Source organism: Phycicoccus flavus, assembly GCF_004025965.2.
Classification (GTDB): domain Bacteria; phylum Actinomycetota; class Actinomycetes; order Actinomycetales; family Dermatophilaceae; genus Phycicoccus; species Phycicoccus flavus.
This window is the reverse complement of the sequence record NZ_SAYU02000056.1, coordinates 1-14,219: the sequence shown is the minus strand read 5'-3', so window position 1 is coordinate 14,219 and position 14,219 is coordinate 1. Positions and strand designations below refer to the sequence as shown.

The window sequence follows — 14,219 nt, the reverse complement described above, 5'->3', positions numbered from 1 at the left end:
CGTGCCCGAGTCCAAGGGTCGATCCAAGGCCACCTACACCCCGCCGCCGCGCGCCAAGGCCGCGGACAAGGGGCCCAACCCACGGTGGTTCGTCCCGGTGATGCTCGGTCTCATGGTCCTCGGCCTGCTGTGGGTCGTCACGTTCTACATCACCCAGCAGCAGTTCCCGGTCGAGTCGCTCGGCCGCTGGAACCTCGGCATCGGCTTCGGCCTCATGCTCACCGGCTTCATGATGACCACCCGCTGGCGCTGACGTCCCGCATTCGGTGAGGTCCGTCCACAGGGGTTGTCCACACTGGGGACGAATAACATCCGTGTAACCCGCCGCGGGGGCGGCGAGGTCGCCGCGACCGGCCGGAGCCCGGTCAGGCGGCGAGGTAGCGGACCGCGGTGACCAGCAGCAGGAGGACGGCGATCCCGGCCAGACCGGCCCAGTGCATCCAGCCCAGGTGCCGGCGCTCGCCGAGCGGGCCCTCGGCCCGGCCCCGGCCGAGGTAGGCGAGCACCGCACCGGCCGCGGCGCCGACGACGATGCCGCCCAGGTGCGCCTGCCAGGCGATGCCGGGGTAGACGAAGCCGATGACGGCGTTGATGCCGATGATCACGTACATCCCGGCCGCCGACCGGTTGAGCCGGCGCTGCAGGACGATGAAGGCGCCGAACAGCCCGAAGACCGCCCCGGACGCGCCGAGAGCCCCGGTGCACCAGGCCGACCCCGGCGTGCAGACCCCGCCCGCCGGCGGCGACGCGAGCAGCAACAGGCCGACCGAGCCGCCGAAGCCGGCCAGCGCGTACAGCGCCGCGAACCGGGCCCGGCCGAGCATGGGCTCGAGGTACTGCCCCATGATCCACAGGGCGTACATGTTGAGCGCGATGTGCAGCAGCCCGCCGTGGGCGAACACCGAGGTGACGAAGCGCCAGGGCTGGACGTCGCCGAGCACCGGCACGAACAGCAGGCGCGAGGTGAGGCCGGGCACGACCTGCTGGAGCACGAAGACGACGACGCAGGCGCCGATGAGCGTCATCGTCACCAGCGGCCGCCCGTCGGTGACCGACCCGCCAAAGACCGTCCGGGCCTGGCGCACAGATTTCGCGCCCTCCCGGACGCAGTCGACGCACTGGATGCCGACGGCGGCCGGGCGCTGGCAGTCCGGGCAGGCCGGACGTCCGCAGCGCTGACAGCGGACGTAGGACTCGCGGTCCGGGTGCCGGGGGCACACCGGCACCTGCTCCTCGGCCGGGGGGACCGGCTGCTCGTCGGTCACGGCGGGTTCCTGCCCTGGACGCGGTGCGCCGGGGTCAGTCCTCGATCTCGACGCGCTCGATGACGACGTCGTCGAGCGGCTTGTCCTGGGCGCCGGTGCGGACGGCGGAGATCTCGTCGACGACCGCGCGGCTGGCGCCGTCGGCGACCTCGCCGAAGATCGTGTGCTTGCCGTTGAGGTGCGGGGTCGGCGTCACGGTGATGAAGAACTGCGAGCCGTTGGTGCCCTTGCCGCCGCGGATGCCGGCGTTGGCCATCGCGAGCAGGTAGGGGCGATCGAAGCGCTTGTCGGGGTGGATCTCGTCGTCGAACGCGTAGCCGGGCCCGCCCATGCCGCGACCGAGCGGGCAGCCGCCCTGGATCATGAAGTTCGGGATGATGCGGTGGAAGATCAGGCCGTCGTAGAACGGCGTCGGGTTCGAGCGGCCGGCGTCGTCGGTGTACTCCTGCTCGCCGGTGGCCAGCCCGGTGAAGTTCTTCACCGTCTTGGGGGCCTCGTTCGGGAAGAGCTCGACGACGATCGGACCGTGGTTGGTGTGCAGCGTTGCCTTCATGCTCCGATCCTCTCACGCGGCCCGGCGGCGCCCGACGCGCCATAGGGCGGGACCTGATGTGCCCCGACCCCGCGAAACAGGGCAGGATGGGGGGTAAAGGACGTCCAGCCAAGGAGGACATGTGTTCGGCAGCAAGAGCAGGACCGACCAGGCCAAGGACGCGGTGGCCGATGCCGCGGACCGCGTGAGCAAGACCTCCCGCGACGCGCGGGACGACGCCCGGGACCGGGCGAAGGACCTGCGCAAGCAGAGCAGGAAGCAGAGCAAGAAGCTGCGCAAGAACGCCGAGTCCGAGTACGCGCACGCGCGCACGCAGAGCAAGAAGCTCGCGAAGACCGCCGGGTCGGAGTACGACACCGCCCGCAAGCAGGCCCACGACTACGCGGACGCCGCCAAGGACTACGCCGGCCAGGCGCGCGCCACCGCCAAGGACTACGCCGACGAGGTCGTCCCCAAGGTCGAGCAGGCCCGTGACACCTTCGTCGACGAGGTCGTGCCGAAGATCGCCACCGCCGTGGCCGCGATCCTCGCCGGTGCCGCCACCGCGAAGGACCAGGCCGTCGAGGCCGCCGACCGCGCGCCGGACGCCTATGCCGTGCTCAAGGGCGACGCCACCGTCAAGCGCAGCTCGGGCAAGGGCCGCTGGGTGCTCGTCCTCGCCGCCGTCGGTGCGGGGGCCGCCGCCTACGCGTACAAGAAGAGCACCGAGCGCCCCGACCCGTGGGCCAGCGCCGGCTCGTACACCCCGCCGAAGTCCGCCTCGACGCGGGTCAGCGAGACCGTCGACACCGCGAAGGCGAAGGCCGTCGAGGCCAAGGACGCCGCCGCCGAGAAGGCCGGCGAGCTCAAGGACAAGGCGACGGAGGCGGCCTCCGGCGCCAAGCAGACGGCGTCCTCGAAGACCCAGGAGGCCAAGGCCGCCGCCGGCGGCGAGGCCGACAAGGGCACGGCGACCTGGACCGACGCCACCGACAAGCGCGACGAGATCCCCTCGACCACGGGGACGTCCGAGGGCTCCACGTCCGACCTGTCGACCCCGCACCTCGACGAGGGCACCGACCGGACCTGACCCCGCCGGGGGCCACGGCTCCCGGCCCCGGACGACCACGACGCCGGCCATCCCCTCGCGGGGTGGCCGGCGTCGTCGTCCGTCCGGGACGAGGCCGGACGGGCGTGGGGTCGGCTACTCCTCGAAGCCGCCGCCGTTGGGGTTGCACGCGTCGCCCGGGATGCCGACGGCACCGAGGGCGGGCGGGTTCATCCCGGTCGCGCGGACGAGGAAGGCGACGATGGTGCCGTAGGACTGGGTCCGGAACGGCTCCTCCTCGGTCATCTCGTCGTTGAGGCCGGAGTACTTGCACTCGGACGCCCCCTTGAGGGGGAGGTCCTTGCCGTTGCCGTTCACCTCACCCGCGAAGGCGGGGGTCGCGGCGGTCACCGTGAGAGCGGCGGCGGCGAGCGCCGTGGCGGCGACACGTCGTGCGGACATGGTGGTGCTCCTTCTACGCCTCGGGCTCGGAGGAGGCGTGGCCGGAGCGTAGGACCGGATCGAGCCCGCGGCCCATAGCCCGCTGGAGCCATCCCGCGGCGCCGGTTCGTTCCGGGTCCGGACGCACCGACGGCGGCCGCACCCCGGGGGTGCGGCCGCCGTCGGCGACTCGATCGGACCTCCGATGCCCCTGCATGTGACCGGACGTCCGCTCGTCGTGGTCCAGAGGGCGACACGACGAGCACCCGGACGACGACCTGGCGCTCGGGCTCGCCGCGGTGGTGTCGCGGCAGTGACACCACCTCGCCCGGCTGTCGACCGGACGTCCCACCCGGACAGGAGTGGAACGAAGGTGCGGCGAGCGTAGTCCCGGGCGGCGCGTCAGCGGTATAGCCCGATCGGACCATTCCGCGGTGGTGAACCCGCAGGTGGGGCGGTATCGCCGGGTGTGGATACCGGTGGGGGTACACCTGCCGACGCGCCGCCCGGTGGGCCGTCGGGCTTCAGGCCACCGCCTCGTCGACGAGATCGGCGAGCTCAGCGACGTCGGCGTCCCCGTCGAGCAGCCCGGGCAGGACGGCGGCGTAGTCGCGCAGGTCCTGCGGCCCGACGTACTCCGACCACGGACCCCCGACGAGGTGGTCGGTGAGCAGGGCGACGACGAGGTCCTGCTGGAGCCGGGGCGGGGCGTCGACGAGGTCGTCGGCGCACTCGGCGTCGGCCAGGTCCCCGGTGCGCTCCACCGGCACGCCGCGCTCGTCCTGGTAGCGGACGGTGGCGGTGACGAACGGCCGCGACGAGCGCTGCGACCCGCGCAGGGCCACGTCGTAGAGGGCGGTCGTCGTGTGCCCGGCGAAGACCTCTCCGCCGTCCACGGCGTCGTCGCGGAAGTCCTCGTCCGCGACGGCACGGTTCTCGTAGCCGATGAGCCGGTAGCCGGCGACCTGCCGCGGGTCGAACTCCACCTGGGCCTTGGCGTCGGTGGCCGCGACGACGAGCGAGCCGGTGAGGCCGGTGGCGAACACCCGCTCGGCCTCGGCGGCGGTGTCGACGTAGACGTGCCAGCCGTCGCCCTGGTCGGCCAGCTGCTCCAGGAGGGTGTCGTTGTAGGTCGCGATGCCGACGCCGACCGAGACGAGGTTGACCCCGTGCCGGGTCTCCGCCCCGATCCGTTCGAGGATCCCGCCCGGGGTCCGCTCCCCGACGTTGGCCACCCCGTCGCTGACGAGCACGACGCGGGTCATCCGGCCCTCGCGGCGCATGTCGGTGGCGAGGTCGTACCCGGCCTCCAGCCCCGCGGCCGCGTTCGTCGAGCCGCGCGGCCCCAGCCCATCGATGGCGTCCTCGACGCTCTCCCGGTCCCCGGCGGGCGTCGGCCGGAGGGCGATCTCGGCCTCGGTGGAGTAGCAGACCATGGCGACGCGGTCGGTGGGCCGCAGGTTCGCGACGAGGGTGCGCAGCGCCGCCTTCGTCGTCTCCATCTTCCCGTACTCGCCCATCGAGCCGGAGCAGTCGACGACGAGCGCGAGGTCGGCGTCCGGCCGTTCGCGGGAGTCCGGGACGGCGCTGCTCACCCCGACCCGGACGATCCGGTGGTCGCGCTGGAACGGGAGGGTTGCGGCGTCGATGCTCACCGCCAGCCCGTCGCGCGGCGGGGTGTAGTCCTGACGGAAGTAGTTGACGAACTCCTCGGTGCGCACCTCGCTGCTCGGCAGGCGGGTGCCGTTGCGGGTGGCGTCGCGGAAGCGGGTGTAGGAGCCGGTGTCGATGTCGAGCGCGAACGTCGACAGGGGGTCCCGGGTGGGGTCGGTGAGCCCCTGGTAGCGGAGGTCGCCCTCCTGCTCGCCCGGGGAGGGGTCGGCGGGCTCCTCGGCGGCGCCGTTGGGCCCGGGGGCGTAGGTGCGTCCGCCGTCGTACGCCTGCCCGCTCGAGCCGTTGCCTCCGTCGGACCCGGCGGCGCACCCGGCGAGCGTCACGGCCAGGGCCGCCGCGGTCAGGACTGCCGGTGTGCGGTGCCTCGTGCCCATCGTCGTGCTCCCTCCGTCGCCGCCGCGGCCTCCTCTGTGAGGCCGCTGGCCGTTCGCTGGGAGCGACGCTAGGGAGCGCGGGTTCCGTTCGTCTGCAGCGGTTATCGACGCGTGACCGTTCCGGTGCCGTCCCGTGGCCGACGCGACCGTCCCGTGTCCCGTCCGTGTCCGCGCCGTGACCCGCCGGGCCGTGCCGACCCCTTCGCGGGCCGCGGCCGCGGACCCCCCGGACGCCGGTCTCCGCACCCCTCCAGCCCCGGGTCGGCCCGCCCGTCGGCGCGCCCCCCCAGGACGCCGTCCGGCCGATCTTGTCGCGACGGGGTGACAACGGGCCGTTGACCAGCGAGGATTCTCGGATGGTCCGAACGCCTCGGGCCCGTCGTGGGCTCGCCGTCGCGGCCGTCGTGGTCGCGGGCTGGAGCCTGCCCTGCTCCGGGGCCCTGGCCGCCGACGACCCGAGCCCGTCGGCCTCCGCGAGCCCGTCCCCGTCCTCCTCCCCGGGCGCCGAGCCCAGCGTGCCCAGCGACTCCGACGTCGACGCCGCCCGCGACGCCGCCGAGGCCGCCACGGCCGAGATCGCCGAGCTCACCGATCGGCTCGACGCCGCCGAGGCCCGGCTGGAGGCGCTGCAGGTCCACGTCGCCGAGGCCGTGTCCGCGCAGGACGAGGCCGAGCAGGAGCTCGCCGCCGCCGAGACCGCGTCCCGGGCGGCCATCACCCGGCTCGCGGTGGCGCGCCGGGTGCTCGACGACGCCGACAGCGCGCTGTCCGGCCACGCCGCGCTCATGTACATGCAGGGCGGTGAGCTCGCCAACCTCACGACGATGCTGCTCACGCCGCCGGACGCCATCTCGGACGTCTCCTTCGTGCTCGACCAGGACGCCCACGAGGCGCGCGAGCGGCTCGACGCCGCCACCGCGGCCGAGGCCGAGGCCACCGCCCGCACGCAGGCGCTGTCCGAGGCCCGGCTCGAGAGCGCGCGGGCGCTGCACAAGGCCGACCGCGCCCGCGCCGCCGCGACCCGCGAGGCGGAGAAGGCCGGGGCCGAGGCCGCCCGGCTCAGCGCGCAGCAGGAGGAGATGACCGCCCGGCTGCGGACCCTGCGCAAGGACGCCGACGACCTCGAGGCCCGGCGCGCGCTGGCGGCCCGGGACGGCGCGGCCCTGCTCGGTCTGCAGGTGGCCGGGGCGGCCTCCGGGGCGCCGAAGGAGGCGCAGGACATCGCCCAGCGGCTCGTCACCGACCGCGGGTGGGACGACGAGGAGTTCGCCTGCCTCGTCACCCTGTGGCACAACGAGTCCGGCTGGAGCTGGAGTGCGACGAACCCGTCGTCCGGCGCCTACGGCATCCCGCAGTCGCTGCCCGGCTGGAAGATGGCGAGCGCCGGCGAGGACTGGCTCACCAACCCCGAGACGCAGATCCGCTGGGGGCTGGGCTACATCGAGGACACCTACGGCTCGCCGTGCGGCGCCCTCGACGCCTTCTCCTCCCGCTCGCCGCACTGGTACTGAGGCGGACGGGTCGCCGCACGGGCGGGGCCGCCGGGGCCCGGCCGGCCGTCCGGGGCAGCGACTACCCTGGCCCGCGTGGAGCCGACCGAGGACGCCCCGGCGTCGCTGTACCGGATGGGCAACCACCGCTCCGCCGAGCAGCTGGCCGAGATGGAGCGCCTCGCCGAGGCCGGCCTCTGCCTCTTCTGCCCCGGGCAGCTCGAGGCGACCGGCGCCAACCCGGTCCTGCACCGCACGCCGCACTGGACGGTCACCCGCAACCGCTACCCCTACCGGGGCACCCGGCTGCACCTGCTGCTCGTCCCGACGGTCCACGTCACCGACCTGACCGACCTGCCCGCCGATGCCCAGGCGGACTTCTGGGACGTCCTGGCCTGGGCCAGGGCCGAGTACGACCTCGCGTTCTACGGGCTCGGGGCGCGCAACGGGGACCCCACGTACACCGGCGGCACGATCAGCCACCTGCACCTGCACCTCGTCGTCGGGGACGTCGAGGACCCCGACCACGAGCCGGTGCGGATGAAGCTCAGCTCGCGGGCCGACTGACGTCGCCGCGCGGACGGGGAGAGGAGATCCACCGGTGCTCGACTTCCGGCCGCTGTACCTGGCCGACCGCCTGACGACGGTCAACCCGGTGGGGGACGTCGGTGTCGTCACCCTGTGGACCCCGGTCGAGGCGGCGCTGCGGCAGATCGAGCGGCTGGCCCCCGGCGCCCTCGACCCCGCCACGAGCCGGGTCGCCGTCGTCGCCAACCTCTACGGCGACGGCATGGTCGCGATGTTCTGCAACCTGCTCCACAACCCGCAGATCCGGCACGTCGTCGCCGTCGGGCAGGACCTGGGGCTGGGGACCACCCGGGAGGTCGCGGCGCTGCTGGAACACGGCGTCGAGGAGGCCGAGGTCCTCGGGCGGACCGTGCTGCGGGTGCCGGGCACGAGCCGGCTCCTCACCCCCGTCGACGGCTTCGACGTCGACCGGCTGCGCGAGCAGGTCACCCTCCACGACCTCGGGACGTTCTCCGGGCCGGGCGCGGCCGGGCTCGGCGACCTCCTGGCCGGGCTACCGCCCGCCCCTGGCCCACCGCGCGAGCGGCTGCGGGTCGAGATCCCGCCGGCCCTGCCCGACGACTACCGCTACCTGCCCTCGGAGGTCACCGCCCATCAGGTCGTGCGCCGGGGCCCGCTGGAGTGCTGGACCGAGCTCGTCGTCCGCACGACCCGCTTCGGCCACCCGGTGACGCTGGCCGACGGCCCGCGCCTGGAGCTGCTCAACGCGCGCGTCGTCGTCACCGAGCCGGTCGACGACCCACCCGAGGCGCTGGAGCGGTACGGCTTCTCGCTCGAGCGCTTCCACGCCTACCAGAGGGCGATGCTCGAGGCCGCGCTGCCGCCGGACATCTCCTACACCTACGGCCACCGGCTGCGCGGGTACTTCCCCCAGGGGGACGACGGCGCGGACACGCTGTCCACGGTGATCGAGCGGCTGCGCCGGGACCCCGAGTCGCGCCGGGCGTACGTCTCGCTGTGGGACTCCGAGTACGACCTGCCGCTGAACGGGGCCCGGTCCGGGGTGCCGTGCCTCGTCACCCTGTTCTTCCGCCGGTCGGCGGGGCGGCTCACGCTCACCGCGACGTACCGGTCGCACAACCTGCTCACCGCCTGGCTGCAGAACGTCTACGGCCTCATGGGCGTGCAGGCGTACGTCGCGAAGCGCGTGGGGATGCCGGTCGGGCCGTTGTCGGTGGTCAGCCACTCGCTCGGCCTCGACCCCCGGCACCAGCGCTACGACCTGGCCCGGAGCATGTCGGCCGCGTGGACGCGGGACGAGGACGTCGACGCGGCGACCGGCCGGCACACCCTGCGCGAGGACCCGCACGGCTACTTCGTCGTCACCGTCGACGAGGAGGCCGGGGAGATCGTCGCCGAGCACCGCTACGACGGGCTGCTCGTCAAGCAGTACCGCGCCGACCGGGCGGCCGCGATCGAGCGGGAGGTCATCGGGGACCTCGCGGTCAGCCTGCCCTCGCACGCGATGTGGCTCGGCCGCGAGCTGATGACCAAGGAGCAGGTCCTGCGCGCCCGGACCGGCGGGCGGCGGGCCGGGCGCTCCCGGGCCGCGGGCGGTGGCCCCGGATGACGTCCGCGCTGGTCGTCCTCGATATCGGCGAGACGCTGGTCACCGGCCCCGACCGCGGGCCGGCGCGGCGGGTCGCCGAGCTCGTCGGCGCCGACCGCGAGACCGCCCGCCGGATGCAGCGGGTCCTGATGACGACCGACGCGGCGGGTCCGGACGAGGCCGCCGCGGCCCTGGCCCCGGTGGTGCCGGCCGTCCCGGCGGCGGCGCTGCGGGCCGCGGTCGGAGACGTGTGGGAGGCGCAGCGGCACGACGCCCGGCCCGTGCCCGGCGCGCTGTCCGCCCTCACGGCGCTCGTCGACGCGGGCATCGGCCTCGCCGTGCTGTCGGACATCTGGCCGCCCTACCTCGCCTCGGTCCGCGACGCCTACGGCGCCTTCTTCGACGAGCACGTCCCGGAGGCGCTGCAGACGTTCTCGTTCCGCGTCGGGACGGGCAAGCCGTCGCCCGAGGGGCTCGCGCGCCTGCTGTCCCGGGCGGGCGTGGCCCCCGGCGCCGCCGTCATGGTCGGCGACTCCGTCCGCAAGGACCTCGAGCCCGCCGCCGCCCTCGGGGTCGCCACCGTCCACGTGACCTCCGAGGCCGTGCGGGACGAGAGGTCCTTCGTGCCCTCGCTGCGGCTCGCCTCGGTCGCCGACCTCACGCCCGACCTCGTCGCCGCCGCCCTCGACGCCGGGGTGCGCATCCGGTGAGCCGGGCGCCGGGCGCCCGCCGCCCCGGTCCGGCCGGCGTCCCGGGGGAGGTCCGGAGCGTCCGCCGGCGCGGCGGTAGGGTCCTGACGTCGGGCCCCGACGAGCCGCCCGGCACCGTCTGCCCCCGCCCCGCCAGGCCCCGCCGAGCATCCGTCGTGAGAGAGACCCCGTGACGACTCCCGAGCCCCACCTCGACCCGGCGTACGACCCGTTCGAGCGACGCACGCCGGACGCGCAGTACGGCGACCTGCTGCGCCGGATCTGCGCGCAGGGGGTCAGCGTGCCGACGCGCCAGGGTCCGGCCGCGCTCACGCTCATGCAGCAGACGACGACCTACGACCTGCGCAACGGCTTCCCGCTCGTCACCGACCGCAGTCTCGGCACGTTCTGGACCAAGGCCATCGGGGAGCTCTGCGCGTTCGTCAACGGCGCGACGTCCATCGCCGAGCTCGAGGAGTTCGGCTGCAACTGGTGGGGGCAGTGGGCCACCGAGGCCAAGACGAGCAAGCGCGGGCTCGAGCCGGGCACCCTCGGCCCGGGGTCGTACGGCGGCGCGTTCCACGACTTCCCGGGTCCGGGCGGCCCGTTCGACCAGTTCCAGCACGTCGTCGAGCAGATCCGCGAGCTGCCCGAGCTGCGGACCCACTTCGTCTCGCCGTGGATCCCCGTCTACCAGGTGCGCGGCGAGGGCAAGACGCCCGGCACGACCATCGCCCCCTGCCACGGCTGGGTGCACGTGCGGGTGCTCGGCGACGAGCTGCACCTGCACATGTTCCAGCGCTCGGCCGACGTCCCCGTCGGGGTGCCGTCGAACATGGTCCAGTACGCGGCGCTGCTGCTCATGCTCGGCTCGCTCACCGGGTACCGGCCGTCGACCTTCTACCACACGATGTCCGACGCCCACGTGTACGAGGACCAGCTCGAGCACGTCGGCCGGATGCTCACCCGCCCGGCGCGGCGGCTGCCCACGGTTCTCCTCACCGACGCGGGCCGGGCCGTCACCGACATCCACGACTTCCGGCCCGAGCACTTCGCCCTCACCGACTACGACCCGCACCCGGCCGTGTCCGGGATCCCGGTCTCGACGTGACGGAGGCGGCCGTGGACGTCCGCTCGGTCGAGATGTTCTCGCGCGCGGAGCTGCTCGCGTCCCTGCGCCGGGTCCGGCTGCGCGGGTTCGACGGCGCGCTCGTCTACCGCGACGCGTCGCTCGAGGTCGTCGAGGGGCTCGACCCCGCCTCGGTGGTGCCGGCGCAGAACTACGTCCTGCGCGGCGGTGTGGAGCGGGTCGGCGCACTGCGCACCGCGCTGCGGCCCTGGGGCGTCGACCCCCTGGCCATGGACGGCGGCGCCACCATCGCGCTGGGCCGTCCTGTCGCCGAGGGCACGCCCGCGGCACCGACCGCACCGGAGGACGGGGACGCCACCGTCCGACCGGACCGCCCCGCCGAGGGCACGCCCGCGGCACCGACGGCCCCGGAGGACGGGGACGCCACCGTCGGACCGGGCCGCCCCGCCGCCGAGGGCACGCCCGCGGTACCGACCGCCCCGGAGGACGACGGCGCGACCGCGACCACGGACGAGGACGGGACGACGGTGACCCTGCTCCCGCCGATCGTCGAGGAGTCCCGGGAGCCGGACGGCTCGACCGTGCTGCTCGTGTGCGACGGGCTGCACCGCACGTACCACGCCCTCTCGCACGGCCTCACCCTCACGGCGGTCGTCGTCCGCGGGGCGTCGCACCCGTACTACGCCTTCCCCCTGCCCGGCGGCTGGGACGACGTCACGGTCCTCGACGAGCTGCCCGAGACCCACCAGAAGAAGGTCTACCGGCACCCCGACAACTACAAGGCGCTCTTCCGCGACCTCGGCGGCGTCTTCCCCGGCGTCCAGACCCAACGCCGCCGCAGCAACCCCACGACCCTCACCCCCGGCACCCCCTGACCCCCCGTCACACCCCGCCCCGCCCCGCCCCCGCGGTCGTCCGAACTTTCTCGCCTGATCCCGGAACCTTCGGCTTCGCGCACCTTCCGTTCCCCGGCGAACCCGAAGGTGCCGAGGCGGTCGCCTGACCTTTCTCGCCTGATCCCGGAACCTTCGGCTTCGCGCACCTTCCGCTCGTGGGCGAACCCGAAGGTGCCGAGGCGGTCGCCTGAGCTTTCTCGCCTGATCCCGGAACCTTCGGCTTCGCGCACCTTCCGTTCCCCGGCGAACCCGAAGGTGCCGAGGCGAAGGTGGCTGCTCCCCGGTCGACCCCCCTCGCCGACCCCTCCCGACCGCCCTCGCCGACCCCTCCCGCCGACAAACCGGTCAGCGTGACCCGGCGGGCGGCGTCGACCGGTCCGCGGGGCCCGTCGCAACGTCGACCGCGGCGTCGAGGTCGACGTGGACGACCCGCACGCCGCCCTCGTCGAGGATGCGCTCGCCGTCGAGCATCGAGTACCCGCCGGCGTAGAAGCACCGCGCGATGCCGGCGGCGGCGACGAGCCGGGCGCACCCCGGGCAGGGGAAGGTCGAGACGTAGAGGTCGGCGCCCGCGAGGCTCAGTCCGTCCCGGGCGGCGGCGGCGACGACGGCGGCCTCGGCGTGCAGGGCGGTCGAGAGGTCGATGTGCAGGCCGCGGTGGAAGCTGTTCCGCGGGTCGCCGTCGACGTAGGGCGCGTACTCCGTCGGCAGGTGGTGGTTGTACGCGGTGGCGAGGACCTCCCGGTCGCGGGCGGCGAGCGCGCCCACCTGCCGCCACCAGTCCGAGCTGTGCTCCGCGAGCTCGCGGGTGCGGCCGGCCAGCTCCCGCTGGAGGTCGGTGAGGCCGACGACGGCCTTGGGCCGCGGCTCCTGCTCGGCCAGGACCGAGCGGCGGTCCCAGCGCAGGAAGGTCCTCTCGACGCGCACCTCCCGCACCCGGGACGCGAGGTCGAACCGGTCGACGAGGTCCCGGGTCAGCTCCTCGTCCGGGACGACGAGGACGTCGGCGTCGACCGCACCGGGCAGGTCGCCGACCTCGACGACGCGGACCCGCGGGGCCAGCCCGGTCGCGGTGAGGTACTCGAGCACCCGCTGCGGCCGCAGCGCCCGGATCTCCTTGCGGACCTCGGGGTAGTCGGGGGCGAAGGACTCGCCGACCAGGAGGACCTCGGCCCGCTGCCCGTACTCGTCGAAGAGGCGGTCGTAGCCCCGGTGGATGACCGGCGCGAACAGCAGCAGCTGCGTGGTCACGTCCGCGTCACTCACAAGGAGAGCTCCCGGGTGACCTTCTTCATCATCTCCGGCATGGCGTCCGAGAGGGCCTGGCTGGCGCGGCCGACGACCTCGGGGATGATCGCCTCCATCATCTCGGGCACGAGCTCGCGCAGGCGCTCGCCCTGGAGCTCGGCGAGGCGCAGCTGGAAGAGGCGGAGACGGGCGGACGTGCTGACGGTCGCCATCCGCGGGAGGACGACGACCTCGTCGCAGACGGTGGCCTGGAGCTCGTCGACCTCGTCCGGGGTGTACGTGCCCTCGCTGGCGACGAGGATCTCGGGGCGGACGGCCTTGGCCAGGGCCCACTTGGCCTCGCCGACGTCCTTGAGGACGACGAGGCCGACACCGCGCTGGTGGGTGACCATCCGGACCCGCTCGTCCTGCGGCACGGCCGGCCGGTAGGGGCCCTTGCGCTGGCGGATCTTGGCGTCGGAGTCGACGCCGACGACGAGGAAGTCACCGAGGCTGCGGGCGGCCTCGAGGTACATGCTGTGGCCCTCGTGGAGGATGTCGTAGGAGCCGCTGGTGAGGACGACGCGCTTGCCCTCGCGGCGCAGCATCGCGCAGATGGCCGCCACCCGGTCGAGGTCGGCCGTGGCGCGCCACTCGTAGTTCGAGGCGTCCTCGAGGAGCTTGGCCTTGAGCGTCGGGTCGATGTCCGGCTCGCCCGCCTCGGCGACCGGCGTCCCGGGAGCGCCCTCGGTGGCCGCGTCAGACGACACCGCGTCCCCTTCCCTTCGGCCCCGGTGCGCGGCTCGCCGGGCCCGGGTGGTCGTGCGCTCCGCCGCTCGGGAGCCTCGTTCGCCGCTCAGCCTAGCCCGCGGCGTCGCGGGCGGAGGGGGCGACCGGCGGGCGTCAGCGGGCGGCGAGGGCGTCGTCGAAGGTGAGCCCGGTAGCGGCGCGGACCCGGTCCATCACCTCGAGGGTCGACACCGTGTCGGCCCAGGGCCGCAGCGGCGACCCGCGCTCGCCGTCGACGATCCGTCGGGCGGTCTCGGCCGCCTCGAAGTGCAGGGCGTCGTGCTCGACCTCGGCCTCGGCCTCGGCCCAGGCGAGGGAGGGGCCCTCGTACTGGTGGAGGGTCATCGGGCCGGGCAGGTAGTAGCGGCTGTGCAGGTCGACCCGGGCGTCGGTGCCGATGACGGCGGCCGTCGTCGCGCTGTCCGCGAGGATCGAGGTGTGCAGGGACGCGGTCGCGCCCGACGGCGTGCCCAGCGCGATGGCCAGCGAGCCGTTCACCCCGGTCGGCGCGGGCGTGGCCACGGCGGTGACGACGTCCGGCGCGCCGAGGGTCCAGGTGGCGAAGGT

Annotated in this window: 14 protein-coding genes and 1 pseudogene; 8 read left to right on the top strand and 7 right to left on the bottom strand. The window is 74.4% G+C overall.

What is annotated here, in order from left to right; all coding sequences use genetic code 11:
- Position 1 precedes the first annotated feature (1 nt).
- Positions 2-253 carry a cell division protein CrgA gene (locus EPD83_RS14995; protein ID WP_128367065.1) on the top strand — a complete coding sequence of 84 codons (252 nt, stop codon included), beginning with the start codon at positions 2-4 and terminating at the stop codon, positions 251-253.
- Positions 254-365: 112 nt separating this feature from the next.
- On the opposite strand, the gene EPD83_RS14990 is transcribed toward EPD83_RS14995, so the two are convergent.
- Positions 366-1,265, bottom strand: coding sequence for a rhomboid family intramembrane serine protease (locus EPD83_RS14990; RefSeq protein WP_128367952.1), 900 nt, complete (start codon positions 1,263-1,265; stop codon positions 366-368).
- Between the two features lie 34 nt (positions 1,266-1,299).
- Entirely contained in the window at positions 1,300-1,818 is a 519-nt protein-coding gene (locus EPD83_RS14985) for a peptidylprolyl isomerase (protein WP_128367953.1), read from the bottom strand.
- Positions 1,819-1,939: 121 nt separating this feature from the next.
- Here EPD83_RS14985 and EPD83_RS14980 point away from each other — a divergent pair, with 121 nt between their 5' ends.
- On the top strand, positions 1,940-2,887 hold the full coding sequence (locus tag EPD83_RS14980) for a hypothetical protein (protein ID WP_128367954.1): 948 nt from the start codon (positions 1,940-1,942) through the stop codon (positions 2,885-2,887).
- A 114-nt stretch (positions 2,888-3,001) separates the two neighbouring features.
- On the opposite strand, the gene EPD83_RS14975 is transcribed toward EPD83_RS14980, so the two are convergent.
- On the bottom strand, positions 3,002-3,307 hold the full coding sequence (locus EPD83_RS14975; protein ID WP_128367955.1) for a hypothetical protein: 306 nt from the start codon (positions 3,305-3,307) through the stop codon (positions 3,002-3,004).
- Between the two features lie 503 nt (positions 3,308-3,810).
- Positions 3,811-5,334, bottom strand: coding sequence for a vWA domain-containing protein (locus EPD83_RS14970; RefSeq protein ID WP_165566793.1), 1,524 nt, complete (start codon positions 5,332-5,334; stop codon positions 3,811-3,813).
- Between the two features lie 356 nt (positions 5,335-5,690).
- Between EPD83_RS14970 and EPD83_RS14965 the strand changes: the two genes are divergently transcribed.
- The 6 genes from EPD83_RS14965 (at position 5,691) to EPD83_RS14940 (ending at position 11,615) form a co-directional block, all read left to right on the top strand.
- On the top strand, positions 5,691-6,845 hold the full coding sequence (locus EPD83_RS14965; protein WP_165566792.1) for an aggregation-promoting factor C-terminal-like domain-containing protein: 1,155 nt from the start codon (positions 5,691-5,693) through the stop codon (positions 6,843-6,845).
- Between the two features lie 75 nt (positions 6,846-6,920).
- Complete coding sequence (locus EPD83_RS14960) at positions 6,921-7,391, top strand: HIT family protein (protein ID WP_205859552.1); 471 nt, start codon at positions 6,921-6,923, stop codon at positions 7,389-7,391.
- A gap of 34 nt (positions 7,392-7,425) precedes the next feature.
- On the top strand, positions 7,426-8,982 hold the full coding sequence (locus EPD83_RS14955) for a thymidylate synthase (RefSeq protein WP_165566791.1): 1,557 nt from the start codon (positions 7,426-7,428) through the stop codon (positions 8,980-8,982).
- Positions 8,979-9,671, top strand: a complete 693-nt coding sequence (locus EPD83_RS14950; protein ID WP_165566790.1) for an HAD family hydrolase — start codon at positions 8,979-8,981, stop codon at positions 9,669-9,671. The genes EPD83_RS14955 and EPD83_RS14950 overlap by 4 nt, the downstream gene beginning before the upstream one ends.
- A gap of 169 nt (positions 9,672-9,840) precedes the next feature.
- Positions 9,841-10,761: a thymidylate synthase gene (locus tag EPD83_RS14945; RefSeq protein ID WP_128368608.1), complete on the top strand. Its 921-nt coding sequence runs from the start codon at positions 9,841-9,843 to the stop codon at positions 10,759-10,761.
- An 11-nt stretch (positions 10,762-10,772) separates the two neighbouring features.
- On the top strand, positions 10,773-11,615 hold the full coding sequence (locus EPD83_RS14940) for a hypothetical protein (protein WP_165566789.1): 843 nt from the start codon (positions 10,773-10,775) through the stop codon (positions 11,613-11,615).
- A gap of 366 nt (positions 11,616-11,981) precedes the next feature.
- On the opposite strand, the gene EPD83_RS14935 is transcribed toward EPD83_RS14940, so the two are convergent.
- The 3 genes and pseudogenes from EPD83_RS14935 to EPD83_RS14925 all read right to left on the bottom strand — a co-directional run.
- A complete protein-coding gene (locus EPD83_RS14935) occupies positions 11,982-12,887 on the bottom strand; it encodes a deoxycytidylate deaminase (protein ID WP_128368200.1) in 906 nt (301 codons plus the stop codon).
- Between the two features lie 11 nt (positions 12,888-12,898).
- Positions 12,899-13,633 (bottom strand): adenylyltransferase/cytidyltransferase family protein, encoded by a 735-nt coding sequence (locus EPD83_RS14930; protein WP_128368199.1) that lies wholly within the window; start codon positions 13,631-13,633, stop codon positions 12,899-12,901.
- 133 nt (positions 13,634-13,766) lie between these two features.
- Positions 13,767-14,219, bottom strand: a pseudogene (locus EPD83_RS14925) (hypothetical protein); the annotation flags it as partial.

What these genes read in the sequence shown, in the direction of transcription:
- EPD83_RS14950 (WP_165566790.1), top strand. Translation starts at nt 8,979, where the DNA reads ATGACGTCCGCGCTGGTCGTCCTCGATATCGGCGAGACGCTGGTCACC.
- EPD83_RS14970 (WP_165566793.1), bottom strand. Translation starts at nt 5,334, where the DNA reads ATGGGCACGAGGCACCGCACACCGGCAGTCCTGACCGCGGCGGCCCTG.
- EPD83_RS14985 (WP_128367953.1), bottom strand. Translation starts at nt 1,818, where the DNA reads ATGAAGGCAACGCTGCACACCAACCACGGTCCGATCGTCGTCGAGCTC.
- EPD83_RS14965 (WP_165566792.1), top strand. Translation starts at nt 5,691, where the DNA reads ATGGTCCGAACGCCTCGGGCCCGTCGTGGGCTCGCCGTCGCGGCCGTC.
- EPD83_RS14975 (WP_128367955.1), bottom strand. Translation starts at nt 3,307, where the DNA reads ATGTCCGCACGACGTGTCGCCGCCACGGCGCTCGCCGCCGCCGCTCTC.